This is a genomic window from Streptomyces sp. NPDC086777, from assembly GCF_040702065.1.
Classification (GTDB): Bacteria; Actinomycetota; Actinomycetes; order Streptomycetales; family Streptomycetaceae; genus Streptomyces.
The window spans coordinates 1-24636 of record NZ_JBFBJI010000020.1 but is presented as its reverse complement, the minus strand read 5'-3'; the positions used below and the strand labels follow the sequence as shown (position 1 = coordinate 24636).

23 protein-coding genes and 2 pseudogenes are annotated in these 24636 nt (G+C 72.7%); 16 read left to right on the top strand and 9 right to left on the bottom strand.

The window, feature by feature from the left end:
• Window positions 1-118: 118 nt before the first annotated feature.
• Both AB0472_RS26385 and AB0472_RS26380 read left to right on the top strand, forming a co-directional pair.
• Window positions 119-526, top strand: coding sequence for a hypothetical protein (locus AB0472_RS26385; protein WP_366359610.1), 408 nt, complete (start codon window positions 119-121; stop codon window positions 524-526).
• Window positions 519-3080, top strand: coding sequence for an Hsp70 family protein (locus AB0472_RS26380; protein ID WP_366359609.1), 2562 nt, complete (start codon window positions 519-521; stop codon window positions 3078-3080). The genes AB0472_RS26385 and AB0472_RS26380 overlap by 8 nt, the downstream gene beginning before the upstream one ends.
• A 42-nt stretch (window positions 3081-3122) precedes the next feature.
• Here the strand turns inward: AB0472_RS26380 and AB0472_RS26375 are convergent, their stop codons facing one another.
• Both AB0472_RS26375 and AB0472_RS26370 read right to left on the bottom strand, forming a co-directional pair.
• Complete coding sequence (locus AB0472_RS26375; protein ID WP_366359607.1) at window positions 3123-4532, bottom strand: RICIN domain-containing protein; 1410 nt, start codon at window positions 4530-4532, stop codon at window positions 3123-3125.
• Window positions 4533-4725: 193 nt separating this feature from the next.
• Window positions 4726-5565, bottom strand: coding sequence for a PhzF family phenazine biosynthesis protein (locus AB0472_RS26370; protein WP_366359606.1), 840 nt, complete (start codon window positions 5563-5565; stop codon window positions 4726-4728).
• Window positions 5566-5664: 99 nt separating this feature from the next.
• Here AB0472_RS26370 and mmuM point away from each other — a divergent pair, with 99 nt between their 5' ends.
• Window positions 5665-6582 carry a homocysteine S-methyltransferase gene (gene mmuM, locus AB0472_RS26365; RefSeq protein WP_366359604.1) on the top strand — a complete coding sequence of 306 codons (918 nt, stop codon included), beginning with the start codon at window positions 5665-5667 and terminating at the stop codon, window positions 6580-6582.
• Between the two features lie 123 nt (window positions 6583-6705).
• Here mmuM and AB0472_RS26360 read toward each other — a convergent pair whose 3' ends face one another.
• Window positions 6706-8265: a carboxylesterase family protein gene (locus AB0472_RS26360; RefSeq protein WP_366359602.1), complete on the bottom strand. Its 1560-nt coding sequence runs from the start codon at window positions 8263-8265 to the stop codon at window positions 6706-6708.
• A gap of 544 nt (window positions 8266-8809) precedes the next feature.
• On the opposite strand from AB0472_RS26360, the gene AB0472_RS26355 reads away from it, so the two are divergent.
• Window positions 8810-9874: a substrate-binding domain-containing protein gene (locus AB0472_RS26355; RefSeq protein ID WP_366359600.1), complete on the top strand. Its 1065-nt coding sequence runs from the start codon at window positions 8810-8812 to the stop codon at window positions 9872-9874.
• Between the two features lie 30 nt (window positions 9875-9904).
• Window positions 9905-10111: a hypothetical protein gene (locus tag AB0472_RS26350; protein ID WP_366359598.1), complete on the top strand. Its 207-nt coding sequence runs from the start codon at window positions 9905-9907 to the stop codon at window positions 10109-10111.
• A 110-nt stretch (window positions 10112-10221) separates the two neighbouring features.
• On the opposite strand, the gene AB0472_RS26345 is transcribed toward AB0472_RS26350, so the two are convergent.
• The 4 genes from AB0472_RS26345 to AB0472_RS26330 all read right to left on the bottom strand — a co-directional run bounded on the left by AB0472_RS26345 (window position 10222) and on the right by AB0472_RS26330 (window position 12729).
• Window positions 10222-10479 (bottom strand): hypothetical protein, encoded by a 258-nt coding sequence (locus AB0472_RS26345; RefSeq protein WP_366359596.1) that lies wholly within the window; start codon window positions 10477-10479, stop codon window positions 10222-10224.
• A complete protein-coding gene (locus AB0472_RS26340; protein ID WP_366359594.1) occupies window positions 10476-11342 on the bottom strand; it encodes an isocitrate lyase/PEP mutase family protein in 867 nt (288 codons plus the stop codon). The genes AB0472_RS26345 and AB0472_RS26340 overlap by 4 nt, the downstream gene beginning before the upstream one ends.
• Window positions 11343-11498: 156 nt before the next feature.
• On the bottom strand, window positions 11499-12149 hold the full coding sequence (locus AB0472_RS26335) for a ThuA domain-containing protein (RefSeq protein ID WP_366359592.1): 651 nt from the start codon (window positions 12147-12149) through the stop codon (window positions 11499-11501).
• Between the two features lie 31 nt (window positions 12150-12180).
• A complete protein-coding gene (locus tag AB0472_RS26330; RefSeq protein ID WP_366359590.1) occupies window positions 12181-12729 on the bottom strand; it encodes a membrane lipoprotein in 549 nt (182 codons plus the stop codon).
• A gap of 263 nt (window positions 12730-12992) precedes the next feature.
• On the opposite strand from AB0472_RS26330, the gene AB0472_RS26325 reads away from it, so the two are divergent.
• Complete coding sequence (locus AB0472_RS26325; RefSeq protein ID WP_366359588.1) at window positions 12993-13391, top strand: VOC family protein; 399 nt, start codon at window positions 12993-12995, stop codon at window positions 13389-13391.
• On the opposite strand, the gene AB0472_RS26320 is transcribed toward AB0472_RS26325, so the two are convergent.
• On the bottom strand, window positions 13377-14045 hold the full coding sequence (locus AB0472_RS26320; RefSeq protein ID WP_366359586.1) for a helix-turn-helix transcriptional regulator: 669 nt from the start codon (window positions 14043-14045) through the stop codon (window positions 13377-13379). The genes AB0472_RS26325 and AB0472_RS26320 overlap by 15 nt on opposite strands.
• A 138-nt stretch (window positions 14046-14183) precedes the next feature.
• Entirely contained in the window at window positions 14184-15332 is a 1149-nt protein-coding gene (locus tag AB0472_RS26315) for a YihY/virulence factor BrkB family protein (protein WP_366359584.1), read from the bottom strand.
• A 127-nt stretch (window positions 15333-15459) separates the two neighbouring features.
• Here AB0472_RS26315 and AB0472_RS26310 point away from each other — a divergent pair, with 127 nt between their 5' ends.
• The 10 genes and pseudogenes from AB0472_RS26310 to AB0472_RS26265 all read left to right on the top strand — a co-directional run.
• The gene (locus AB0472_RS26310; protein ID WP_366359582.1) at window positions 15460-17103 is read left to right on the top strand and encodes an acyl-CoA dehydrogenase family protein; all 1644 of its coding nucleotides are present in this window, start codon (window positions 15460-15462) and stop codon (window positions 17101-17103) included.
• A gap of 413 nt (window positions 17104-17516) precedes the next feature.
• Window positions 17517-18788, top strand: coding sequence for a GAF domain-containing protein (locus AB0472_RS26305; protein WP_366359580.1), 1272 nt, complete (start codon window positions 17517-17519; stop codon window positions 18786-18788).
• A 172-nt stretch (window positions 18789-18960) separates the two neighbouring features.
• Entirely contained in the window at window positions 18961-20295 is a 1335-nt protein-coding gene (locus AB0472_RS26300; RefSeq protein ID WP_366359579.1) for a hypothetical protein, read from the top strand.
• A 43-nt stretch (window positions 20296-20338) separates the two neighbouring features.
• Window positions 20339-20929 (top strand): GNAT family N-acetyltransferase, encoded by a 591-nt coding sequence (locus tag AB0472_RS26295; protein ID WP_366359577.1) that lies wholly within the window; start codon window positions 20339-20341, stop codon window positions 20927-20929.
• Window positions 20930-21021: 92 nt separating this feature from the next.
• Window positions 21022-21105, top strand: a complete 84-nt coding sequence (locus tag AB0472_RS26290) for a putative leader peptide (protein ID WP_309500612.1) — start codon at window positions 21022-21024, stop codon at window positions 21103-21105.
• 179 nt (window positions 21106-21284) lie between these two features.
• Complete coding sequence (locus tag AB0472_RS26285) at window positions 21285-22979, top strand: nitrite/sulfite reductase (RefSeq protein ID WP_366359576.1); 1695 nt, start codon at window positions 21285-21287, stop codon at window positions 22977-22979.
• Entirely contained in the window at window positions 22976-23155 is a 180-nt protein-coding gene (locus tag AB0472_RS26280; protein WP_351328653.1) for a hypothetical protein, read from the top strand. Before AB0472_RS26285 ends, AB0472_RS26280 begins: the two co-directional genes overlap by 4 nt.
• Window positions 23152-23862: a phosphoadenylyl-sulfate reductase gene (locus AB0472_RS26275; protein WP_366359574.1), complete on the top strand. Its 711-nt coding sequence runs from the start codon at window positions 23152-23154 to the stop codon at window positions 23860-23862. Before AB0472_RS26280 ends, AB0472_RS26275 begins: the two co-directional genes overlap by 4 nt.
• Window positions 23863-23948: 86 nt before the next feature.
• A pseudogene (cysC, locus tag AB0472_RS26270) lies at window positions 23949-24494 on the top strand (adenylyl-sulfate kinase); the annotation flags it as partial.
• Window positions 24491-24636 (top strand): annotated as a pseudogene (locus tag AB0472_RS26265) (sulfate adenylyltransferase small subunit); the annotation flags it as partial. The pseudogenes cysC and AB0472_RS26265, both read left to right, overlap by 4 nt.

Below are 24636 nucleotides of genomic sequence, written 5' to 3'. Positions count from 1 at the left end.
CGCACCCCGTGCCGCCCACCGGACACCTTCGCGCTGCGCGGGACGGGGTGCGGCCTGACATGCCATCATGAATGCGCACGGGTATGGGGGCCCGGGTGGTCAGGGGGGAGACAGCAACATGCGCGACGGCACGTTCGAGGCCACGCTGGCGTTCACCGACGAGGCGGACCCGGAAGGGGCGGCGGACGCCGTGACGCTCCTCGTCGAGGAGCTGTCCCAGCTGGACCTGTCCTCCGTGAGCCACCAGGCGGTCGGCCCCGCTCCGGGCGGCACCCGGGCGGCAGCGTCCCTCGTGTACACGACGCTCCTGGTGAGCGCGACCGGAACCGCCGCCCTCAAGGGACTGATCTCCCTGGTCCAGGACTGGCTGGCCCGCCGGAACTCGGGATCGATCGACATGACGATCGACGGCGACGAACTGCATCTGACCTCGACGTCCCGCGCGGACCAGCGCCGTGCGATCGAGCTCTTCGCCGCGAGGCACACGTCCGACGCGACCGGTTCCGCCGACGCCGCCGATGCGTAAGTCGGCACTCCTCGTCGTCAACCAGCACTACGCGGACGCGCGCTTCACCGAACTCCCGGGCGCCGCCGCCGATGCCGACCAGCTCGCCGGCGTGCTGGGCGATCCGGCCATCGGCGAGTTCGAGGTCACCGTCGTCGAGAACGGGACGGCCCTGCAGGTCCGCAAGGCGGTGCAGTCCTTCTTCACCCGAGCGCAGCCGCAGGACCTCCTGCTGCTCCATCTGTCCTGTCACGGCCGCAAGGACCTGCGAGGCAGGCTCCACTTCGTCGCCTCGGACACCGAGTGGGACTACCTGGACGCTACGGCCGTCTCCTCCGAGTTCGTCGCCGACCAGCTGGAGCACAGCCCGTGCCGCCGGGCCGTCCTCCTGCTGGACTGCTGCTACAGCGGGGCGTTCGCCAAGGGGCTGCGGACCCGTGGGGCACCCGAGGCGGTCGACGTGGCGGATCCCTTCTCGGGGCGCGGCCGGATCGTGATCACCTCCTCGACCGCTCTGCAGTACAGCCACGAGAGCGAGGTGCGCAGCAGGGAGCGGGCGGAGCCGTCGGTCTTCACCGCCGCCGTCGTGGAAGGACTGCGGGACGGCGCCGCGGACCTGGACGGGGACGGGTACGTCTCCGCCGAGGAGCTGTACACCTTCGTCCACGACCGCGTCCGCAGCCGGCTGCCGAGCCAGACCCCGACCCGGACCGTCAACAACGCCGAGGGCAGCCTCTACCTGACCAGAAGCCCCGGCAGCCTCTACCTGAGTGCACCGCAGAGCCCCACCCTCCCCGACTCGCTGCGCGCCGCGATCCTCACCGGGGCCGTCTGGCAGCGACAGGGCGCGGTCCACGAGGTGGAGCGGCTGCTCGGCAGCTGGCGCGGTCCGATACGGGAGTCGGCCATGGAGGCCCTGACTCTGCTGGTCCACGACCGTGATCCGCAGGTCCGCGCCCAGGCCGAGCGGCTCTGGTACAGCCGTGGCCTCGGCGAACCGCCACGGCGCACACCCGACGCCGCCCGGCTCTCCCGGCCGTCGTCCGGCGGTGGACGCATCCTGGGCATCGACTTCGGTACGACGAATTCGGCGGTGGCGGTCTTCGTCGGAGGCGAGGCGGAGCTGGTGCCGAACCGGCACGGCGAGGTCACCACGCCGAGCGTCGTGACGTTCACCGAGGACGGCCGGCGGCTGGTGGGCCGGCCGGCGCGGGAACAGGCCGCGCTGCACCCGGAGAACGCCGTGCACCGGGTCAAACTGGAGCTGGGCACCGACTGGACCTTCCCGTACGCCGGCCGCAGGTACACCGCCGAGGAGGTGGCCTCCTGGATCCTCGCCGACCTGCGCGAGAGCGCGGAGTCCCACCTGGGCGAGCGGGTGGGCCGGGCGATCATCACCGTGCCGGCCTACTTCAACCACGTGCAGCGGGCGGCGCTGGCCGAGGCGGCAGCCCTCGGGGGCCTCGAAGTGGTCCGGATGCTGAACGAACCGACCGCGGCCGCGCTCTCCTACGGCTTCGGCCGGGAAGCGGACGAACTCATCATGGTGTTCGACCTGGGCGGCGGCACCCTGGACGTGTCCCTGCTGCAGATCGGTGACGGGGTCGTCGAGACCCGGGGCACCAGTGGTGACAGTCGCCTGGGGGGCGGTGACTGGGACCGGCGGATCGTCGACCGTCTCGTCGCCGACTTCGCCTCCCGGCACGGTGTCCGGCTCACCGGTCGGGCCGCCCTGCTGCGGCTGGCCGAGGCCGCGGAGCAGGCGAAGATCGAGCTGTCCCAGGCTCCGGCCGCGGACATCCGGCTGCCCTACATCACGACGGCTCCCGACGGGCCCCTGCATCTGGACGTCACCCTGACGCGCGCCCAGCTGGAGGCGATGTCGCAGGATCTGCTGGAGCGTTGTGAGCAACCGATCCACCAGGCTCTGAAGAACCCTTACGAGACCCACAAGATGGCGGACGTCGACCACTTCATCCTGGTGGGCGGAGCCACCAGGATGCCGGCGATCGCCGCGCTCATGCGGAGGCTCGCGGGCGGCCGGGAGCCGATCCGGGCCATCATCCCGGAGGGTGTGGTGATCGGTGCGACGCTGCAGAGCGCCGTACTGACCGGGGAGTTGCGCGACGACCTGCTGCTGGACGTGACGTCGCTGTCGCTGGGCATCGAGTCCCAGGGCGGCGTCATGACACGGCTCATCGAGGCGAACACGACGATCCCCACCAAGCGCTCCGACATCTTCACCACGGTCGAGGACAACCAGCCGTCCGCGCAGATTCCCGTCTACCAGGGCGACCGGGAGATCGCGGCGTACAACAAGAAGCTGGGGGTGCTGGAGCTGGCGAAACTGCCGCCGGCCCCCCGCGGGGTGCCCCAGATCGAGGTGACCTTCGACATCGACGCGAACCAGGTGGTGCACGCGACGGCCAAGGATCTCGGCACCGGTGCCGAGACGTCCCTGGTGCTGGACCGACGCAGCGCCACCCACGCCGAGCTGCAGGAGACCGACCCCCGAAGGACACTCAGGCCCACGTACCCGCAGGAGAGCGTGGGCCCTCCGCCGCCGTCGGTCTGAACCGACGGAGGTCGGTTTCCGGCACCGGCAGGGCGCCCGGCGTCAGGTTCCCCGTGTCCACTGCTGGTTCGTGCCGCCGTTGCAGGTGTACGTGATGACGGCGGCCGAGTTGGCGGTGGACGCACCGCTGACGTCCAGGCACTCGCCGGAGGTGCGGGCCTTGATGTTCACGTACGACCCGGAGGTGACGACGGACCACTGCTGGGCGGTGGTGCCGGTGCAGTCCTCCTGGGTGACGTCGGTGGAGTTCTCCTGGAGGCAGAGCGAGCTGCCGCGGCCCATCAGTTCGTAGTAGCCGGTGCCCAGGTCCTTGAACCACCACTTCTGGTTGGTGCCGCCGTTGCAGGTGTACTGGCTGATCGCGACGGCCTCCCAGAGGGACTGGTTGGGGACGTCGGCGCACTTGCCGCTGTGCCGGGCGACCAGCGTGTTGTAGGTGGCGCTGGTGCCGGTGACCGTGCCGGTGGCCGTGTCGACGGAGACCTCCGGGTACCAGGACATCGACATCGAGGTGTCGGTGGGGAAGGTCAACGGCAGCCAGACGTACCGGGAGTCGTTGACCGTGCCGCCGAAGGAGTTGCCCCAGCGGTCGCCCATGTAGAGGTACGAGGTGCCCGACGTGCCGCTGACCGGCAGGACGTACGCAGTCTGGGAGCCGTACGCCGTGGAGTCGCCGACGTTGGTCCAGGAGGTCCACGGGCCCGCGAGCGAGGTGGCGGTGGCGTACTTCTGCTGGTTGGGGCTCCAGCCGGTGGCGGCCGAGGTCAGCATGAAGTAGACGCCGCCCCGCTTGAAGAGGGCCGGGGCCTCCCGGCTGGCGCCGGCCCAGGGGTTGGCGACCAGGCTGTCGATGCCGGTGTAGTCGGCGGTGAGCCTGTAGATGTGCAGGTCGGCGTTCTCGTTGGCGGCCGAGACCATGTAGGCGGTGCCGTCGGTGTCGACGAAGGTGGTCAGGTCGCGGGACATGTACTGGCCGAGCGGCTGGAAGCTGCCCAGGTAGGCGTAGGCGCCGTCGACGGTGTCGGAGACGGCGACGGCGGCGCGGGCCTGGCTGTAGTCGACGCCGTTCTCCTTGTGCATCCACATCACGAACTTGCCGGTGGACGCGTTGTAGATGACCTTCGGGCGCTCGATGTAGGCCGTGCCGAGTTCGGAGGCGGAGGACTGGGTGAGGACGTGGCCTCGGAACTCCCAGGTCTTCAGGTCGGTGGAGCGGTAGGCGTCCACCGACCTGAAGGTGTTGTCGGAGTTGCGGTCCTCGCCGAACCAGTAGTAGGAGCTGCCGACCTTGATGACCCCGCCGCCGTGGGCGTGGACGACGTTCCCCGAGGTGTCGGTGAACTGCGTGCCGTTCGTGACGGTCCGGGCGGCGGCCGCGGCCGGTCCCGCGGCGGCCAGAGCACCGATCACCGCCAGACAGAGGGACAGCAGGATCGCGTACGCACGTCTCATCTCACACACGCTCCTTGATTGTTCCTGGTGGCTTCTGGGGGATTCTGAGATCGGCGAAAAGGTACGGGCGCGTTACGAGAAGGTCAACGGATCTGACAAGACAAGGGGGAAAGCGATTTCTCGACGCTCCGGCCGCCGCTCGGTTCTCTGTTGTCCACGGCAGCCCGGTCCCGGCGCGACGCCGTCTGACCGGCTAGCGCGGGCCCGGGGGGCGGGTGATCTGCGCCGTGCCGCCCACGAGGACCTCCGGGCCGTCCGGTTCGTGGCGTGCGGCGGCCCTGACGGTCGCCGGGGCGCCGAGCGGGTCACCCATGTCCGCGGTGACGCTGCGCAGGCCCCCGCGGGCGAGGTGGGCGGCCAGGCAGGCCGTGCTGTTGGCGTTGGCGACGTCCTCCGGGACACCGATCGACGGGGCGAACATGCGGGCCGACACCCGGCCTTCGGGGGACGGGGCCGAGTAGAGGTAGCAGCCGAGCAGGGCCAGCCGGTCGCAGGCGGTGCGGAGGCGGTCGAGGTCCGGGGCGAGCGAGGCGACCGCGGACGGCGTGGGCAGCGGGACCAGGAGCCGGGGCCGCCCCAGGGTGGCGACGACACAGCCGGGCGCGCGCCCGGCGACGCCCAGGGCGGCCAGTACGTCGTCGTGTTCGCCGGGCTCGGGGGCGCGCAGGTGGACCGGGCCCGGTGCGAACCAGGCCTCCAGGCCGCCGTCGCCGTCGTGCCGGACCGCCCGGCCTTCGAGGATGCCGCCCCGGGTCCGCAGGGTGACCGCGTGGGTGCCGGCGCGTGCGGCGAGGAGGGCCAGCGCCGCGATCGTGCCGTGGCCGCAGCCGGGGAGTTCGCCCTCGGCGGTGAAGAAGCGCAGCTCGGCCCCGCCACCGTCCCGGTCCGCCGAGAGGAACACGGCGTGGGACGTACCGGCACGGGCCGGTATCCCGCGGCGCTCGTCGTCGGTGAGCGGTGTGTCGTCCAGGACCGCGGTGGGGCTGCCCCCGCGGCCGTCGCGCAGGCAGGCGCGGACGATGGTGACGGTCACGGGGGCGAGCGTAGCGGAGGACGCGGTGGCGGTGCCGTGGTGCCGTCGGGCGGCGGCCGTCATGGCGGTCGCCGCGCCCGGTCGACTAGCGTCGGGGACATGACCAGCGACAACTCCCCCAGCCTCGCCGACGCCCTCGCCGCCGGGACGGTCGTGCTCGACGGCGGCATGTCCAACCAGCTGGCGTCCGCCGGGCACGACCTGAGCGACGAGCTGTGGTCGGCGCGGCTGCTGGCCGACCGGCCCGACGCGGTCCGCGACGCCCACCTCGCGTACTTCCGGGCGGGCGCCGACGTCGCGATCACCGCCAGTTACCAGGCCACGTTCGAGGGCTTCGGCAAGCGCGGCATCCCGCACGAGGAGGCCGCCCGGCTGCTCGCGCTGAGCGTGGAGCTGGGGCACGACGCGGCCCGGCGGGCGCGGGCGGAGGGGATCGTACGGCCGTTGTGGGTGGCCGCGTCGGTCGGGCCGTACGGGGCGATGCTGGCCGACGGCTCCGAGTACCGGGGGCGTTACGGGCTGGGGGTCGACGAGCTGGAGCGGTTCCACCGGCCGCGGCTTGAGGTGCTGGCCGGGGCCGGACCGGACGTGCTGGCGCTGGAGACCGTGCCGGACGCGGACGAGGCGGCGGCGTTGCTGCGGGCGGTGCGCGGGCTGGGGGTGCCGGCCTGGCTGTCGTACAGCGTGGCCGGTGGCCTCACCCGGGCGGGGCAGCCGCTGGAGGCGGCGTTCGCCCTGGCGGCGGAGGTGGACGAGGTGATCGCGGTGGGGGTGAACTGCTGTGCGCCGGAGGACGTGGACCGTGCGGTGGAGGTGGCGGCGCGGGTGACCGGGAAGCCGGTGGTCGTCTATCCCAACAGCGGGGAGGTGTGGGACGCGGACGCGCGGGCGTGGACGGGGCGGTCGTTGTTCGACACCGAGCAGGTGGCGGGGTGGCGGGCGGCGGGGGCCCGGTTGATCGGAGGGTGCTGTCGGGTGGGGCCGGAGGCGATCGCCGGGATCGCGGGGGTGGTTTGAGGCCGCCTGTTCGCCGTAGAGGTTCTGCCGGTTCGCGGCTGCAGGTCGTTCTGGGCTGGTCGCGCAGTTCCTCCCCCAGCCTTCGGCCGGGGGTACCCCCAGCGCCCCTCTCGGGGGCGGGACTCAGTGGCGGCGTACGGCGGCGACCGAGCGGCGCAGCCGGCGCACCGCCAGGGCGAGTTCCGCGGTCCGCTCGGGGTGCGGCGCGGGTGCGCCGGGGCTCCAGAGGGCGAACTCCGCGTCCCGGGGGCCGGACACGGTGCGGGGCGCGCCGTCGCCGAGGACGCGGACCGGGTGGGTCTCGTCCCAGGGCTGCCAGCCGGGGTCGCCGGTGACGGCGAACCGGACCCAGGCGCCGTGCATCGCGTCGGCGAGCTCCTGCGGGGCGCCCTCGCCGGCCAGCCGGGCCGAGTCGGGGTCCTCCCCGGTGTCGAAGACGAACCCCAGCTCCAGGGCGTGGCAGGCGCCGAGGCCGGGCCGGTTGGAGGGCCAGGCGAACTCGTAGAGGTAGGAGGTGCCGGGGCGGGCCTCGGCCAGCCGGTGCAGCGGGAGGCGGAGCAGGTGGTCGGTGACCATCTGGCCGACGGTCTCGGCGGGGCCGGCCTCGGGATGCAGGGTGCGGTAGCCGCGCGGCACCTCGTGCCCTGCGTGGCAGCGGGCCATGGCGCCGGCGAAGGCGACCGGGCCGAGCCGCTCGACGTGGTCGACGAGGCCGCCGGGTACCAGCCAGAGCCGGTACTCGTCGCGGGTCCAGCCCATCAGGAGGTCGACGCCCCGCGCCGCCTCGCCGTCGAGGAGGGCCTGGAGGGGGTCGCGGGGGACGAGGTCTCCGTCGACGACGATGCCGAAGGCGGGGCCGCCGAGGACGGGGCTGCTGAGCCGGCCCACCTCGGCCTGGGTGCGCAGCAGCAGCTCGCGGTCGACCTCGGCGAAGGCCTGGGCGGTGGCGGGGATCCGGAGGCGGCTGGCCATCCGGCGGACCATGCGCCGTACCTTGTCCCGGTCCGCGGCCTCGGGCGGGCCGCTCTGCAGGACGGCCCGCCGGATCAGGCCCTGGGCCTGGGGCGCGGCGAGCAGGGCGCCGGTGCTGATGGCGCCGGCCGACTGGCCGCAGAGGGTGATCCGGGACGGATCGCCGCCGAAGGCCGCGACGGCGTCGTGGACCCAGCGCAGAGCGGCGAGCTGGTCGCGCAGCCCTGGGTTGGGCGGGGTGTCGGGGAACAGGCCGTAGCCCTCCACGCCCAGCCGGTAGTTCACCGAGACGAGAACCACCCCGTCCCGGGCGAACGCATGCCCGTCGTACACCGGTACGGCCGACGATCCCCTGGTCAGGGCGCCGCCGTGCAGCCAGACCAGGACCGGGAGCCGGGCGCCGGGGCCCGGCTCCGGGGTCCACACGTTGAGGTTGAGGCAGTCGTCGCCGGGGATCACCGGGTCGGACAGGTACCGCGCGAACGCCGGCGAGTACGGCGGTTTGGGCGCCGTCGGCCCGAAGGTGCCCGCATCCCGGACGCCGTCCCAGGGCTCGGGCGGCACGGGCGGACGGAACCGGTGCCTGCCGAAGGGCGGGGCGGCGTACGGGATGCCGCGGAACACCGCGACCCCGTGTTCCCACCTGCCGCGCACCGCCCCGTACGGGGTGTCGGCCACGGGGTCCTGCTGGTCCGTCGGCTCTGCCGTCATCCGCCCCACCAGCTCCTCCCGCCGCGTGCACCAGAAACGCCGGTAAGAAAAGAGCACCACAGCGTCGTCCAGTATTCCGGCGCACACGGCGGTCGGGCGGACACACGCGGCTACTCGGCGTACATCAGGGTGCCGAAGCAGAAGGCCCGACGCCCGCTTCTGGTACGCGGCCGACGGACCCCGCCACCCCGTCGGGCCGGCCCTCGACTTCGCCCGCCTCTCCGACGACCACGGCACCCGCCTCCGCTTCACCCGGGCGATGGCCGCCATCCACGCGGTCGACCTCGTCGACGCGTCCTTCACCGCGGACTTCACCGATTTCCGGGTCACCCGCACGACCGGAGGCCCCGGCTGCCCTGTTCGAAGTTTCGAAAGTCCCGCCTGCGAAGATCCCGCGAATTCCCAGGTCTTCACGCCGTGTTGGCGCCCACCTATCGTAGGAAGCGCTTACTGCACGGCTGGCGCGCAGACCACGGAAGCAGCGTTGGTCGCAACTTTCGTTACTTTCGTCGGCCCAAGGGCGGGCCGGAGAGGCGGGTTCCCCATGGTCCGTAGCGGAGGTACGAGCGTGGCGGCGGCCGGTCCGACGCTGGCGGTGGTGGCCCGCGAGGCGGGCGTCTCCGTGCCGACCGCGTCGAAGGTGGTGAACGGCCGCGACGACGTGGCACCCGAGACCCGCCGCCGGGTCACCGAGGCCCTCGAACGGCTCGGCTACGTCCGCAGACCGCGGTTCGACGCGACGAAGGCCCCCACCCTGATCGACCTGGTCGTACAGGCGCTGGACAACTCGTGGTCGGGCGCGGTGCTGCACGGGGTGGAGGAGGCGGCGTACGAGGCGGGCCTGGAGGTCATCGTGTCGGCGGGGCCGGCCCGCACACGGGACGGCCGTCCGGAGCGCGGCTGGCTGGACAAACTCACCGCGCGCGGTTCCTCCGGGGTGTTGTTCAACCTGGCCGAGCTGACCGAGGCGCAGTACGCCTGGCTGGAGCACCACCGGATCCCGTACGTGCTGATCGACCCGGGCCACGAACCGCCGGCGGGCGTGGTCTCCGTCGGGGCGGCGAACTGGCAGGGCGGGGTCACCGCGACCGAGCACCTGCTCAGACTCGGCCACGAGCGGATCGCGGTGATCGCCGGCCACCGGCGCCGGATGTGCAGCGGCGCCCGGGTGTCCGGCTACCGGTCGGCGCTCGCCGCCGCGGGACTGCGCCCTCGCGGCGAGTACGTCCGGCACGCGGGCCACGACGAGGACACGGCCCGGCACCGTATGCACGAACTGCTGGACCTGCCGGAGCCGCCGACCGCCGTGTTCGTGTGCGCGGACCGGATGGCGCTCGGGGTGTACGCGGCGCTGGCCGAGCGCGGGCTGCGGGTGCCGGACGACATCAGTGTGGTCGGCTTCGACGACCTGCCCGAGGCCCGCTGGGGCGCCCCGGCGCTGACCACGGTCCGCCAGCCGCTCGCGGAGATGGCGGCGACGGCGCTGCGGCTGCTCGTGCGGATGATGCAGGGGGACCGCCCGGAGGGCACCCGGACCGAGCTGTCGACCAGGCTGGTGGAGCGGGCGAGTACGGCGGCGCCGGCGGCCCGTTCGGCCGTACGACGGTGACCGCACCCTGATCAAGATCGTTTCCAGTCCATGAAACTCACCCTGCGCACCGCTGCGGCCTGTGTTCTGGCCGCAGCCGCCGTGACCACGGCCCTGGGCACCGCCCGGGCCACGACCCTGACGGTCGCCCCGGCTCAGCACCACGCCACGGTGGCCGCCACCCCGACCGACGAGCACGACCCGAAGGAGGACGTGGAACTGGACGAGAACGGCCGGCCGGACCTGACCGAGGACTGAGGCGCCGGGCGGGCGCCCCAAAGGGGCGCTCGGGGTACCCCGGCCGAAGGCCGGGGGAGGAACTGCGCGACCAGCCACAACGGTCCCGCAGTTCCCCACCCGCCGGTTCGTCACTCGTCGTCGTTCTGGCGCGGCTCCCCCATCAAGGCCTGGATCGCGTCCACGGCGCTGCCGTCGTGGTCGCTGCCCGCCGTCCCTCTCCCGGCCTGGATGTTGGCCGTGCGGTCCACCTCCAGGATGGAGTCCGCGTGGGAGTTGTCGAGCACGGTGATCAGGCTCCCGCCCGCACAGGCCGGTGCCGCGGCCCCGCCCAGCACGGCTGCGGCGACCACCGCGGCCGCACGCAGCCGCGCCCCCGGGTTCGTCACACGCCCACGCCCTCGGGCTCGTCGAGCCGCTCACGGGCGATGTTGCGCTCCAGCAGGGTGGTGGACGCCTTGACGCCCACGCCACCGGCCGCGTCGACCGACGGCAGCCGGCCGTCGGCGGACTTCAGCTCGCTCAGCGCCGTGTCCATCGCCTCGTGCGCCGCGAACAGGCAGGGCGTGGAGTAGATCGCGACGTCGACACCGAGTTCGTCCAGCTCGGTGAGCGAGAGGCGGGGCGACTTGCCACCGGCGATCTGGTTGAAGAGCAGCGGCTTGTCGCCGACGACCTTGCGGATCCGGCGGATCCACTCCTCGCTTCGCACCCCGTCGACGAGGATCACGTCGGCGTCGGTGGCGGCGAGCCGCTCCGCGCGGTGCAGGATGTCGTGCTCGTCGGTGGCGTCCGTACGGGCCACGACGACCAGGTCCTGCCGGGTCTCCAGGACCTGCTCCAGTTTGTCCAGGTACTCCTCCAGCGGCAGCACCTGCTTGCCGTCGGCGTGCCCGCAGCGGCGCGGCCGCTTCTGGTCCTCCAGGATCACCCCGGAGGCGCCGATCCGCTCCAGCCCCTCCACGACGTGGCAGGCCACCTCGGGGTCGACGTAGCCGTCGTCGATGTCGACGAGGAGGTGGTGGTGCGGGAACGCGCCCCGCAGCCGCTGGACGAAGGCCACCATGTCGGGCCAGGCGATGAACCCGATGTCCGGCAGGCCGTAGTACGAGGCGGCGAAGCCGAAGCCCGATACGAACATCCCGTCGTAGTGTTTGGCCGCGATCGACGCCGAGTACATGTCGTACACGCCGATCAGCGGGGTGGTCCCCGGCCCGGCGATCTGCTCGCGCAGCTTCTTCCCGTAAGTCAAGGTCCGGCTCCTCCTGTGGGTGGCGCGGCGGCACGACCGGCCTCCGCGTCTCTGCAGCCCTTTGCCAAGACAAGAGCATCTCTAGGTACGCACGTGACTATCTCCGTGCGCGACCTTTACTCACCCCGATGGCGGATCCGGTTCACCGGAGAAACGTCACTGGACCAGCCGTGCGGCCCAGGCGACACCCCCGTACAGGTGGGCCAGGAAGCCGGAATCCCGGTAGGCGTCAGGGGCGTGACCGAGGGCGGTGTAGAACACCCGTCCGGCCCCCTGCTCGCGGCACCAGGCGAGCGGATGGTCGTCCCCCATCGCGCCGCCGTCGTACGACGTCTCGTCGGCGCGCAGCAGGACCCGGACCCGGCCGCGCGGGTTGTCGCGGAAGTCGTACCACTCGTCGGTGAAGTCCCAGACGGCGGGCAGGTGCCGGGTCGCCGGGTGGTCGTGGTCCTCGACGAGCGCCCGGCCGGGCTGGTACTCCGGGTGGCGGTCGAAGCGGGCGCCGAGGAGTTCGCCGTAGTACGGCCAGTCGTACTCGGTGCAGGCCGCCGCGTGTACGCCCGCGAAGCCGCCGCCGGCCTCGACGTAGGCGGCGAGCCGCGTCCGCCCCGCCGGGGTCAGGATCTCGCCGCTGGTGGAGAGGAAGACGACGGCCGCGTACCCGTCCAGGGGCCGTTCGAGGGCGGCCGGGTCCTCGGTGGCGTCGACGTCGGCACCGGTGAACTCCCGCATGGCGGCGAGGGCGTCGGGGACGGAGTCGTGGCGGTAGCCGGTGGTGCGGGTGTGGACGAGCAGTCGCGGGGCCATGCCCGCATCGTCGCCCATGCCCGGGGCCGGCTCAAAGACCCGGTGTGGGCACGCTGTTGTCGGGCGCCCCGCCGTCGCTCGGCAGGTCGCCGCGCTGCACCGGCTGGTCGTCGGTGAAGGCCGGGTCGGGGGTGGGCAGCAGGGTGTCGAGCTCGGCGGCGGTGGGCCGGTGGACGGCGCGCAGCGCCTTGCCCAGCACTGCGCCGGAGACCCCGCCCTCGCCCTCCAGCCACACCACGCAGTCCTTCTCCGACACCTCGTACTCGTGCTGCCCGGCGTAGCGCAGGTGGTCGGTGTACAGGTGGATGACGGCGCCGGTCCGGTCCGCGTACGAGGCGGAGAAGCCGTCGTCGCCCTGGACGCCGACGGACTGCTGGGCCAGGGTGAAGCCCGGCGCGTCGGTGACGTAGACCATGTCCGGGGCCATCCCCAACGCCGCTGCCTTGGAGGCCAGTTCGGCCGGGTCGGCGGGGGCGCCCGAGTCCCCGGAGGCGCCGGGGCCCGCCTTCTCGGTGCCGCAGCCGGTGAGCAGGGCGGCGGCAAGGAGCAGGGGCGGCAGGACGCGCACGGCACGGATCATGCGTCCATCGTGCCGCACAGGCGTTCCACAGGGGACCGGTTTTCCTCGCGTCCGGACCGCGGCCACCTGGGCGATCGGCCCCCACCCGGCCCGGACACGTGGGCGATCGGCCCACCCGGCCCGGCCGCGGCGGTCACGGCGGCAGGCGGGGGTCCGCTGTCGCTCCTGCACCGTCGGCAGCCCGCACGGCCCGGTGGCCTTCCGCCGAACCGCGTGTCCGATTCCTTCAAGACCGGCGGCCGGCCGCCGCCTACGGTGACGGCATGACTCCACGATTCGCGGTGCTCGGTCTCGTCACCTCCGACCTGGCCGGCGCCCTCGCCTTCTACCGCCGCCTCGGCCTGGAGTTCCCGCCCGGAGCCGAGGAACAGCCGCACGTCGAGGCCGAGTTGCCCGGCGGTCTCACCCTGGCCCTGGACACCGAGGAGACGATCCGCTCCTTCCACCCGGCATGGCGCCCGCCCACCGGCGGCGGCCGGGTGGGTCTCGCCTTCCGCTGCGACTCGCCCGCCGGGGTCGACGCCCTCTACGACGACCTGGTCGGCGCCGGGTACCACGGCGAGCTCAAGCCCTGGGACGCGTTCTGGGGCCAGCGGTACGCCACCGTTCACGACCCCGACGGCAACGGCGTCGACCTGTTCGCCCCGCTACCCGCCGAGTAGCCCGCCCAACGGCAGCCCCGCCAGTTCCCGCACGTCCCGGGAGAGATGAGGCTGGTCCGCGTACCCCGCCCGAACCGCGGTCTCCGCGAGCGGAACCCCGGCCCGGGCGAGGGCGAGCGCCCGCTGCATCCGCAGCACCCGGGCCAGCGTCTTGGGCCCGTAGCCGAAGGCGGCCCGGCTACGCCGATGCAACTGGCGTGCCCCGAGTCCGAGTTCGTCGGCAACGGCCGCCACGGGCCGTCCGGCGTCCAGGGCTTCGACGAGCCGCCGCAGGGAGGGGTCGTACGGCAGGGCTCGTTCCAGGGCGATCTCCTCCAGCGCGACGGCGGGGTCCCCCGCCCTCCCCGTCCGGTCCCGCAGCCGCCGCACGTCGGCGGCCGGCCAGAGGTCGCTCAGCTCGACCCGCTGATCGAGCAGCGCGTAGGCCGGCACGCCGAGGAGGGCCGGCGCGGTACCGGGATAGAAACGAAGGCCCACCCACGCCCCCTGGGCGCCCTCTGTGACGTAGGCACGCGTATCGGGCCCGGCGACCAGCAGCCGCCCCTCGTGCCAGAGCAGATCCATACAGCCGTCCGGCAGCACGCGCCCGTCCCCGACGGGGGTGTTCGCCCAGACGACCGCCCCTGCCAGCCGCGACACCCGCTCCTTGTACACACACGCCAGCGTAGACGCGCCGTCAGGGGCGCTGGGGTCCCCCCGGCCGAAGGCTGGGGGAGGAACTGCGCGAGCAGCCACGACGCGCCCGCACCCCGCCGGCAACGCGACCCCACGCGTCGAACCCGGGTCGGCCCCTCAGGCCTCCGGCTTCCGCGGCGGCGGATGGCTGCTCTTCACATGCGCCCGCAACCGCGCCGTGACGTCCTCCGGCGGCAGGAACCGGGACCACCGCTCCGGGAACTCCGACGGCATGTCCGGGTCGTCGGGGTCGTCCGGCCCCGCCTCCCGGGCCGCCGCGGTCGCGCGGGCCACGTACTCGGCGACCTGGGCCTCCCGCAGCCGCTCGTTGGCGGCGCGCGCCGCCGCCGTCGCGGCGGCCGGCCAGACCCGGTCGATCGCGGCGTTCACGGCGGCGCCGACCAGCACAGCGAAGGCCGAGACGCCGATCCACAGCAGCACGGCGACGGACGCGGCGAGGGAGCCGTAGATCGTCGCGCCCTCGATGGTGTTGGTCAGGTAGATGCGCAGCAGGAAGCTGCCGAGCACCCACATGGCCAGGGCGACCAGGGCGCCGGGCACGTCCTCGATCCACGGGGAGCGCACCGGCACGGAGACGTGGTACAGCGTGGTCAGGAAGACGATGGACAGGACGATCACGACCGGCCAGTACAGGACCTGGACGAGCGTCTCCGACCAGGGCACGATCCCGACCACCGCGTCCGGCCCGGCCACCATCAGCGGAAGCGCGACCGAGCCGATCAGCAACGCGGCGATGAAGAGGAGGAAGGACACGATCCGGGTCTTCACGATGCCCCGGACGCCGTCGAGGCCGTACATCACGGTGATCGTGTCGATGAAGACGTTCACCGCGCGGGAGCCCGACCACAGGGCGAACAGGAAGCCGATGGAGATGACGTCGGGGCGGCCGCCCCTCATCACGTCGTGCAGGATCGGCTCGGCGATCTCCTTGACGCCCTTGTCGGACAGGACCGTGCGGGAGGCCTCCAGCAGGTTGCTCTCCAGGCTGGCGATGGTGTCGGCGCCGGTCCAGGCGTCGACGTAGCCGAGCAGTCCGATGAGGCTGAGCAGCAGCGGCGGGACGGACAGCAGGGTGAAGAAGGCGGCCTCGGCGGCGAGGCCGAGGATGCGGTACTCCATGCAGGAATTGACGGTGTCCTTGAGCAGCAGCCAGGCCGTCCTGCGCTTGGAGACGTTCCGGTAGAGGGCTCTGGCCCGGTGGAGCCGGCCGGAGGGCCGCTCGGGAGTATCGCTTGCTGGCTGCACGCCCTAACGGTATCCGCCGTCCGGGGCCGTCCTCACCTCACGGGGCTCCGGCCGGGGCAGGCGCGGTGACCGGGGCCGTTGTGCCAGGCTGGATGCGATCGCCGCCTTCCGGGGTAGGTTCGCAGACATGGCAGGCAACACCACGCACACCGTGACCAACCAGCCGCCTCCGCTGGTCGGGTACGACCTGTTCGGTGCCGACCGGGCCCTGGTCGAGGCCGTCGAGCGGCACACCGCCCCGGAACTGCTCGACGAGGTGCGCACCGAGCTGTCGGGGCTCGGCGTCTCGGCCGGCTCGGCGCAGGTGCAGGAGTGGGGGGTCCAGGCGAACGAGCACCCGCCGCGGCTGCGCACCCACGACCGCTACGGCCACCGGATCGACGAGGTCGAGTTCCATCCCGCCTGGCACCGGCTGCTGGGCAAGGGCGTCGGCGCGGGCCTGACCACCGGCTGGACGCGGCCGTCCGGGCACGTGCGGCGCGCCGCCGCCTTCCTGGTCTGGACCCAGGTGGAGGCCGGCAACTGCTGCCCGCTGTCGATGACCAACGCGGCGGTGCCCGCGCTGCGCGCCGACCCTGAGCAGGCCGCGGCCTGGGAGCCGCTGCTGACCTCGACCGTCTACGAACGTGAGCTGCGGCCGGCCGCACGGAAGGCCGGCGCCCTGTTCGGCATGGGCATGACCGAGAAGCAGGGCGGCAGCGACGTCCGGGCCAACACGACCACCGCCGCCCCGCTGGCCGAGGCCGGCACGTACACCCTGACCGGGCACAAGTGGTTCTGCTCGGCACCCATGTCGGACGGCTTCCTGGTGCTCGCCCAGGCGCCGGACGGCCTCACCTGCTTCCTCGTGCCGCGCGTCCTGGCCGACGGCACCCGCAACGCCTTCCTCCTCCAGCGGCTCAAGGACAAGCTCGGCAACCGGTCGAACGCGTCCGCCGAGGTCGAGTTCGACGGGACCTGGGCACGGCGGGTGGGTGAGGAGGGGCGCGGGGTGCGGACCATCATCGAGATGGTCGCCGCGACCCGGCTGGACTGCGTGCTCGGCTCGGCGGGACTCATGCGGCAGGCGGTCGCGCAGGCCGTGCACCACGCCACGCACCGGGAGGCCTTCGGCACGGTGCTCGCCGAACAGCCGCTGATGCGGGGCGTCCTGGCCGACCTCGCGGTCGAGTCGGAGGCCGCGACCACGCTCGCGCTGCGGCTGGCCGCCGCCTACGACGACGGGAGCGAGTCCGAACGGGCCCTGCTGCGGCTGGCCCTGCCGGCCGCCAAGTACTGGGTGACCAAGCGCTGCGCGCCGCTCGTCGTGGAGGCCGCCGAGTGCCTGGGCGGCAACGGTTACGTGGAGGAGTCGGGGCTGCCCCGGCTGGTCCGCGAGTCCCCGCTCAACTCCGTCTGGGAGGGGGCCGGCAACATCCAGGCCTTGGACGCGCTCCGCGCCCTGCAACGCGAACCGGGCGCCCTGGACGCCTATCTCCAGGAGATCGGCCGAGCCCACGGCGCCGACCACCGCCTGGACCGCGCCGTCAAGGATCTCTTCTCCGAACTCGCCGACCTGGAGGGCATGGAGGCCCGGGCCAGACGCCTCGTGGAACGCCTGGCCACGGTGCTCCAGGGTTCGCTGCTGGTCCGCTTCGCACCACCGGAGATCGCGGACGCCTTCTGCGCGTCCCGCCTGGGCAACGACTGGGGTTCGACTTTCGGCACGCTGCCAGGCGGCCTGGACCTGGCCGCCGTGGTGGATCGAGCAAGGGCGCTCACCCCTACCTGAAAAGGGCGCCGACGGTCCGCCGGCCGAAGGCTGGGGGAGGAACTGCGCGAGCAACCCTCCACCACCGTCAGCCGCCGACACCCCTGGAGACGCGCCAACTGCCGCGAACGGCCCGACCGGGCGGCGGAGGTGGTGCTGCGCCGACACGGCACCACCCCCGCCTCTTCGGCCCATGTCAGGCCACTGACGCCACGGCGTCGGCTCAAGTTTCGGCCACCCCCGGCCGGTCCACCAGGGTTGCAAGGGGTTGCAACATCTCGGTGACTGTGCGGGGACTGTGTGCCTCCGGCATCGGAAAACGGCAGTATGAGACGCGCAGTCGGACCGGAAACCGCCGCCCGGACCGCTTGACAGCGACTCATCGATGCCTCTTCCGAGGCGTATCCGGGAGGACCTCAGTGGGGAACCCGCCGATGGACGTGGCGCGACTCGCCGCGAAGGACGCGGCGCAGGCGGCGCGGGTACTGAGCGAGGTGCGGGAGGCCAGACTCGCCGGACAGCGTGGGCGTGTCTCGCCCCGGCCGGTGATCGAGCAGTCCTGGGGGCGGATGCTGCGCAGCGGTGTCGATCCCGACCACGGCTTCCGCGCGGGCCTGCTGTCCGCCGACGAAGTCCGACGCCGACGTGAGGAGTCACCGCTCAAGGACGTGCTGCCGGTGCTGCGTGAAGGGCTGCTTTCGGTCGCGGACGTGGCCCAGCACATCATGGTGGTGGCGGACGCCGACGGCCGGGTGCTGTGGCGGGAGGGATCCTCGCCGGTGCTGCGCAAGGCGGACGGGCTGGGCCTCGAACTCGGCGCCGACTGGCGCGAAGACGTCGTCGGGACCAACGGGATCGGCACCCCCGCGGTGGTGCGCAGGCCCGTGCAGGTGTTCGCCGCCGAGCACTTCGTCCGCGCGCACGTCTCCTGGACGTGCTCCGGCGCCCCCATCACCGACCCCCGGGACGGCAGCCTGCTCGGGGTGGTGGACGTCAGCGGCGCGCTGGAGACGATGCATCCGGCGACCCTGGCCTGGGTGAACGCGGTGGCGAAGCTCGCCGAGGCCCGGTTGCGGGAGCTGCACCTGGAATCGCTGGAGCGGCTGCGGGCGGTGGCGGCGCCGGCGCTGGCCCGGCTGGGCGGACGGGCCGTGGTGGTGGACGCCGAAGGCTGGACCGCGGCGGTCACCGGCATGCCCTCTCCGCAGCGGATAGGGCTGCCCAAGTCGCTGTCGCCGGGCCGCCGGTGGCTGCCCGCGCTCGGGCTGTGCGCGGTGGAGCCGCTGGCCGGCGGCTGGCTGCTGCGGGCGGTGGACGAGCCGGCGCCGGCGGGCGGCGGGCGGCTCGTGCTCGACCTGGCCCGGCCCCGTCGGCCCACGGTGACGATCGGCGGCGGTACCGGCTCGTGGTCCCGTCAACTCAGTCCCAGACATGCCGAGTTGCTGTACCTGCTGGCGGTACGGCGGGGCGGGCGCAGCGCGGCCGGGCTGGCCGAGGACGTCTTCGGGGACGCCTCCCGGACCGTGACCGTACGCGCGGAGATGTCCAGGATCCGGCGGTACCTCGGGGCACTCCTCGAACACCGGCCGTACCGGTTCCGGGAGGACGCGGAGGTCGAGGTGCTGCTCCCCGACGACCCGCGCGACCTGCTGCCGTACTCGACCGCCCCGGCGGTGACGGCGTCCCGGGCACCGGGACGCATGTGACACGGCCGTATTCCACGCATCCGGGGCAGTCGGGCAGGTATGTTCCGCATAATTGCCGGGTCTTCGAGGTACGGCGGCCCCGGCTGCCGTAGCATCCCACTACGGGCTCCCCACCTGCTCCATGGTCAACGCTTTGACCTCCAGGCGCAGTTGGCCCGTCTCGGGAGGAGACATGAAGCATCGCGGCAGACACCGGCGGCGCAGACGGGGTGCGGCCCTGCGCGCTGCCCTGGCCGGCACCGCGCTGGCGCTCACCGCGACGGCCACGATCGTCAGCGCCTCGCAGGCCACGGTCGCCGAGGACCCCGGCGCGCTGAAGCCGCTGACGTCCGCCGCCGACACCGCACGCCTGCAGCTCCGGGAGCACCTCGTACCGCGCCGCTCGCTGGACCGGCTCGCCTCGGCGATGGGCGGCACGGTGGGGGTCGCCGACGTGCTGGCCGCCTCCGACCACACGCTGCGCCGGGCGGCCGACTGCGACTCCGACGACCGGGACTCGCTGCCGGTCACCCCGGCCGCCACCGAGGCGTACTGCTGGGACCCCACCGACACCCTCACCGACGACTGGCGGCCCGCCTCGGTGACCACCTCCTCGGAGGCCGACGACGACGGTCTGTGGGGCGCCAACCGGGTCGTGCTGGCCGGCTGGACGCACAGCACCTCCACCGGCCCCGCCGCCTCCCGGGGCCTGGCCAGGGTCGCGGTGATCGACGCGAACGACGCCGCCCACCCCTCCTACTCGTGGGTCCTGCTGACCGTGCCCACCGCCGGCGGCGGCGACTACCGGGGGCTGACCTCACAGATCTCCGGCATGGCCTGGTACGGGGACAGGCTCCTGGTCACCACCGTCCAGGGCAGCGCCGACGCGCTCTACGTCTACGACCTGAACCGCATCCAGCGCACCTCGGTGCTGACCGACGCGGTCGGCCGGGTGTCCGGCGGGTGGTCGGCCGACGGCTTCCGGTACGTGATGCCCGCCGTGGGCTCGTACCGGTTCACCGCCGGGGCCTGCTCCCGGACCGGGGCGCCCTGTCCGAGCGCGCTCTCCGTGGACCGGGGGACGGCCCCGGACAGCCTGGTCCTCGGCGAGTGGACGTCCGCCGGCGGCGACTCGCACGCCCGGCTGTGGCGGTACGCGTTCGACGAGAACCCGCAGCGTGCCGGACTGCTCGCCACGAACGCCTCCGGCCGGGTGGACGCGGTCGAGGCGTACCGGACCGGGGCCTCGGAGATCCGGGGCGTCCTGTCGTACCGGCCGCCGGGCGCGACCGGCTCCGAGTGGTACGTCGGGCACCTGCCCGGCGCCATGGACGGGCACGGCAGCCTGTGGCGGCAGGACATCAGCGGCGCGGACGGAGCCCGCTGCGGCTCGGACGCCTCGCACCGCTGCTGGGCCGAGGGCACCGGTTCGCTCTCCTACGCACCCGACACGGGCGAGGTGTGGTCGGTCACGGACCGCATGCTGTTCTCGGTCCCGCTGCGCTCGATCGACGCGTCACTCGGATAACAGACGTCGACACGTCCGGGGCCGGGATGATTGCCTGGCCCCCATGAGCAGCATCGTCGTGACCACCTGGTCCCTGGAGCAGACCTCCCCGGCCGACCTCCTGCCCGCCGCCGCCCCCGACGGCGACGCGGTGCGGATCGTCCACGCCGAGGTCCCCTCCCCCGAGTTCAGCCGCTTCCTGTACGCCTCGGTCGGCGGTGACATCCGCTGGACCGACCGGCTGGGCTGGAGCCACGCCCGCTGGCAGCAGCACCTGGCGCGGCCGGGCGTGGAGACCTGGGTCGCATACGACCGGGGCACCCCGGCGGGCTACGTCGAACTCGAACCGCAGGACGACGGTGTGGTGGAGATCGTCTACTTCGGCCTGGTGCCGGCCTTCCGGGGCCGCCGCATCGGCGGCCACCTGCTCTCGTACGGCGCCGCGCGGGCCTGGGACCTGGCGGAGCGGTGGGACGGGCTGCCGCCGACCAAGCGGGTGTGGCTGCACACCTGCAGCCTGGACGGCGAGCACGCGATGGCGAACTACCAGCGGCGGGGGTTCCGGCTCTTCGACACGAAGGTCGAGGAGGAACCGGAGGTCCCGACGCCCGGACCCTGGCCCGGGGCGTACACGGCCGCGCGGAACGGGGCGTGACCCACACCACCCTGTCTCACCATTCAGAATAGATGGGTCCGAATCGCGGACAATGGTGGACTGGCCGGAGATCCGCGTGACACGCTTCCGTCATGTCTGGAACTGGAATTGCCTTGGTGAGTCGGCGGCACGTCGACCTCGGCCGCATGTCCAGCGCCATCTGTCCGGCGGGCTGAGAGCACAGCACCGCCGCGCCTCCCTGTCCAGACCCCTCCTTGCGCAGTGCCGCGCAGACATGCCCCCGCGCGCCCGCAGGCCCTGGTCAGAGCCTCTCACCCGCCACCCGACCGCCACCCCTCAACGACGGCGCTTCGCGCCGGCCCCTCCCGTCGCCGTCTGAAGGACGTATATCGCCATGGCCGCCACCCCGCAGAACCCCGCCTCCGCGCCCCGCCGCAAGGTGAGCCGTCACCGTGGCGAGGGTCAGTGGGCCATGGGGCACTTCACCCCGCTCAACGGCAACGAACAGTTCAAGAAGGACGACGACGGTCTCAATGTGCGGACACGCATTGAGACGATCTACTCCAAGCGCGGCTTCGACTCGATCGACCCCAACGACCTGCGCGGACGGATGCGCTGGTGGGGCCTGTACACGCAGCGCAAGCCCGGCATCGACGGCGGCAAGACCGCCATCCTGGAGCCGGAGGAGCTGGACGACAAGTACTTCATGCTGCGGGTGCGGATCGACGGCGGCCGGCTCACCACCCGGCAGCTGCGGGTGATCGGCGAGATCTCGCAGGAGTTCGCCCGGGGCAGCGCGGACGTCACCGACCGGCAGAACATCCAGCTGCACTGGATCCGCATCGAGGACGTGCCGGAGATCTGGCAGCGCCTGGAGGCCGTCGGCCTGTCCACCACCGAGGCCTGCGGCGACACCCCGCGCGTCGTCATCGGCTCGCCGGTGGCCGGCATCGCCGAGGACGAGATCATCGACGGCAGCTGGGCGATCGACGAGATCAACAAGCGGTACATCGGCAGCAAGGAGTTCTCCAACCTGCCGCGCAAGTTCAAGTCCGCGATCTCCGGCTCGCCGCTGCTGGACGTGGTGCACGAGATCAACGACATCGCGTTCGTCGGCGTGCGGCACCCCGAGCACGGCCCCGGCTTCGACCTGTGGGTCGGCGGCGGCCTGTCCACCAACCCGAAGATCGGCGTCCGGCTCGGCGCCTGGGTGCCGCTGGAGGAGGTCCCGGACGTCTGGGCGGGTGTCATCGGCATCTTCCGGGACTACGGCTACCGGCGGCTGCGCACCCGCGCCCGGCTGAAGTTCCTGGTGGCCGACTGGGGCGCGGAGAAGTTCCGCCAGATCCTGGAGGACGAGTACCTGGAGCGGAAGCTCGTCGACGGCCCCGCGCCCGCCGAGCCCCTGTCGCGCTGGCGGGACCACGTCGGTGTGCACCGGCAGCAGGACGGCAACTTCTACGTCGGGTTCGCCCCGCGGGTCGGCCGGGTGGACGGCGCCACCCTGGCGAAGATCGCGGATCTCGCCGAGGCGCACGGCTCGGGCCGGGTGCGGACCACCGTCGAGCAGAAGATGATCGTCCTCGATGTCACCGAGGACCAGGTCGAGTCGCTGGTCGAGGCCCTGGAGGCGCTGGACCTGACCGCCCGGCCGTCCACGTTCCGGCGCGGCACCATGGCGTGCACCGGCATCGAGTACTGCAAGCTCGCGATCGTCGAGACCAAGCAGCGCGGCTCCACCCTGATCGACGAGCTGGAGCGCCGCCTGCCCGAGTTCGACGAGCCGCTCACCATCAACATCAACGGCTGCCCGAACGCCTGCGCCCGTATCCAGGTCGCGGACATCGGTCTCAAGGGCCAGCTGGTCCTGAACGACGCGGGCGAGCAGGTCGAGGGCTTCCAGGTGCACCTGGGCGGTGCGCTCGGCCTGGAGGCCGGGTTCGGCCGCAAGGTCCGCGGTCTCAAGGTGACCTCGGAGGAGCTGCCGGACTACGTCGAGCGGGTGCTCAGGCGTTTCCAGGCGGAGCGGGCGGACGGCGAGCGGTTCGCCGCCTGGGCCGCCCGCGCCAGTGAGGAGGCCCTGTCATGAGCGAGCGTGCGGCCCCCTTCTACTGCCCCTACTGCGGCGACGAGGACCTGCGTCCCAGCGAGCAGGGCCACGGCGCCTGGGAATGCGCGGCCTGCAACCGCGCATTCCAGCTGAAGTTCCTCGGGCTGCTCGCCCGGGGACTGAAGCACTCCGAAGCTGGAGGGGAACAGATATGACCACCGCTCAGGAAGAGCGAACGACCGAGGAGTTGAAGGCGCTGGCCGAGCAGGCCGGCCGTGACCTCGAAGACGCCTCCGCCCTGGAGATCCTCCGGTGGGCGGTCGACACCTTCGGCAAGAGCTTCTGTGTGACCTCCTCCATGGAGGACGCGGTGGTGGCCCACCTGGCGTCCCGCGTGCAGAAGGGCGTGGACGTCGTCTTCCTCGACACCGGCTACCACTTCCCGGAGACCATCGGCACCCGCGACGCGGTCGAGGCGGTGATGGACGTCAACGTCATCACCCTCACCCCGCGCCAGACGGTCGCCGAGCAGGACGCCGAGTACGGCCCGAAGCTGCACGACCGCGACCCCGACCTGTGCTGCCGGCTGCGCAAGGTGCTGCCTCTGGAGCGAGGCCTGGAGGAGTACGCGGCCTGGGCGACCGGGCTGCGCCGCGACGAGTCGGAGACCCGGGCGAACACCCCGGTCGTCGGCTGGGACGAGAAGCGGCAGAAGGTCAAGATCTCCCCGATCGCCCGCTGGACCCAGGACGACGTGGACGCCTACGTCGCCGAACACGGCGTGCTGACCAACCCCCTGCTGATGGACGGCTACACCTCCGTCGGTTGTGCCCCCTGCACCCGCCGGGTCCTGGAGGGCGAGGACGCGCGCGCCGGCCGCTGGGCCGGGCGGGCCAAGACCGAGTGCGGACTGCACGGATGACGACCACCGGACCTTCGGCGCCGCAGGCGGCCCACCGGACGACGCCCCACCAGACGACCCACCAGACGCCCCAATCGACGAACCAGGAGAACGCCGTGACGACCGGAGCCACCGTCTGGCTCACGGGTCTGCCGAGCGCCGGCAAGACCACCATCGCGTACGAGCTGGCCGGCCGGCTGCGCGAGGAGGGCCACCTCGTCGAGGTACTCGACGGCGACGAGATCCGCGAGTTCATCTCGGCGGGGCTCGGCTTCAGCCGCGAGGACCGGCACACCAACGTGCAGCGCATCGGCTTCGTCGCCGAACTGCTGGCCCGCAACGGCGTCAAGGCGCTCGTCCCGGTGATCGCCCCCTACGCGGACAGCCGCGAGGCGGTGCGCAAGCGCCACGACGAGAACGGCACCGCGTACGTCGAGGTGCACGTGGCGACCCCGGTCGAGGTGTGTTCCGTTCGCGACGTGAAGGGTCTGTACGCCAAGCAGGCCGCGGGCGAGCTGACCGGGCTCACCGGTGTCGACGACCCGTACGAGGAGCCCGAGACGCCCGATCTGCGGATCGAGTCGCAGCACCAGAGCGTGCAGGAGTCCGCGGCGTCCGTGTACGCCCTGCTGAGCGGGAAGGGACTGGCATGACGACGACCGTGGCGGCACACGGGGAGGGCACGGGCACCCCGTACGCCCTGTCGCACCTGGACGCGCTGGAGTCCGAGGCGGTCCACATCTTCCGCGAGGTCGCGGGCGAGTTCGAACGGCCGGTGATCCTCTTCTCCGGCGG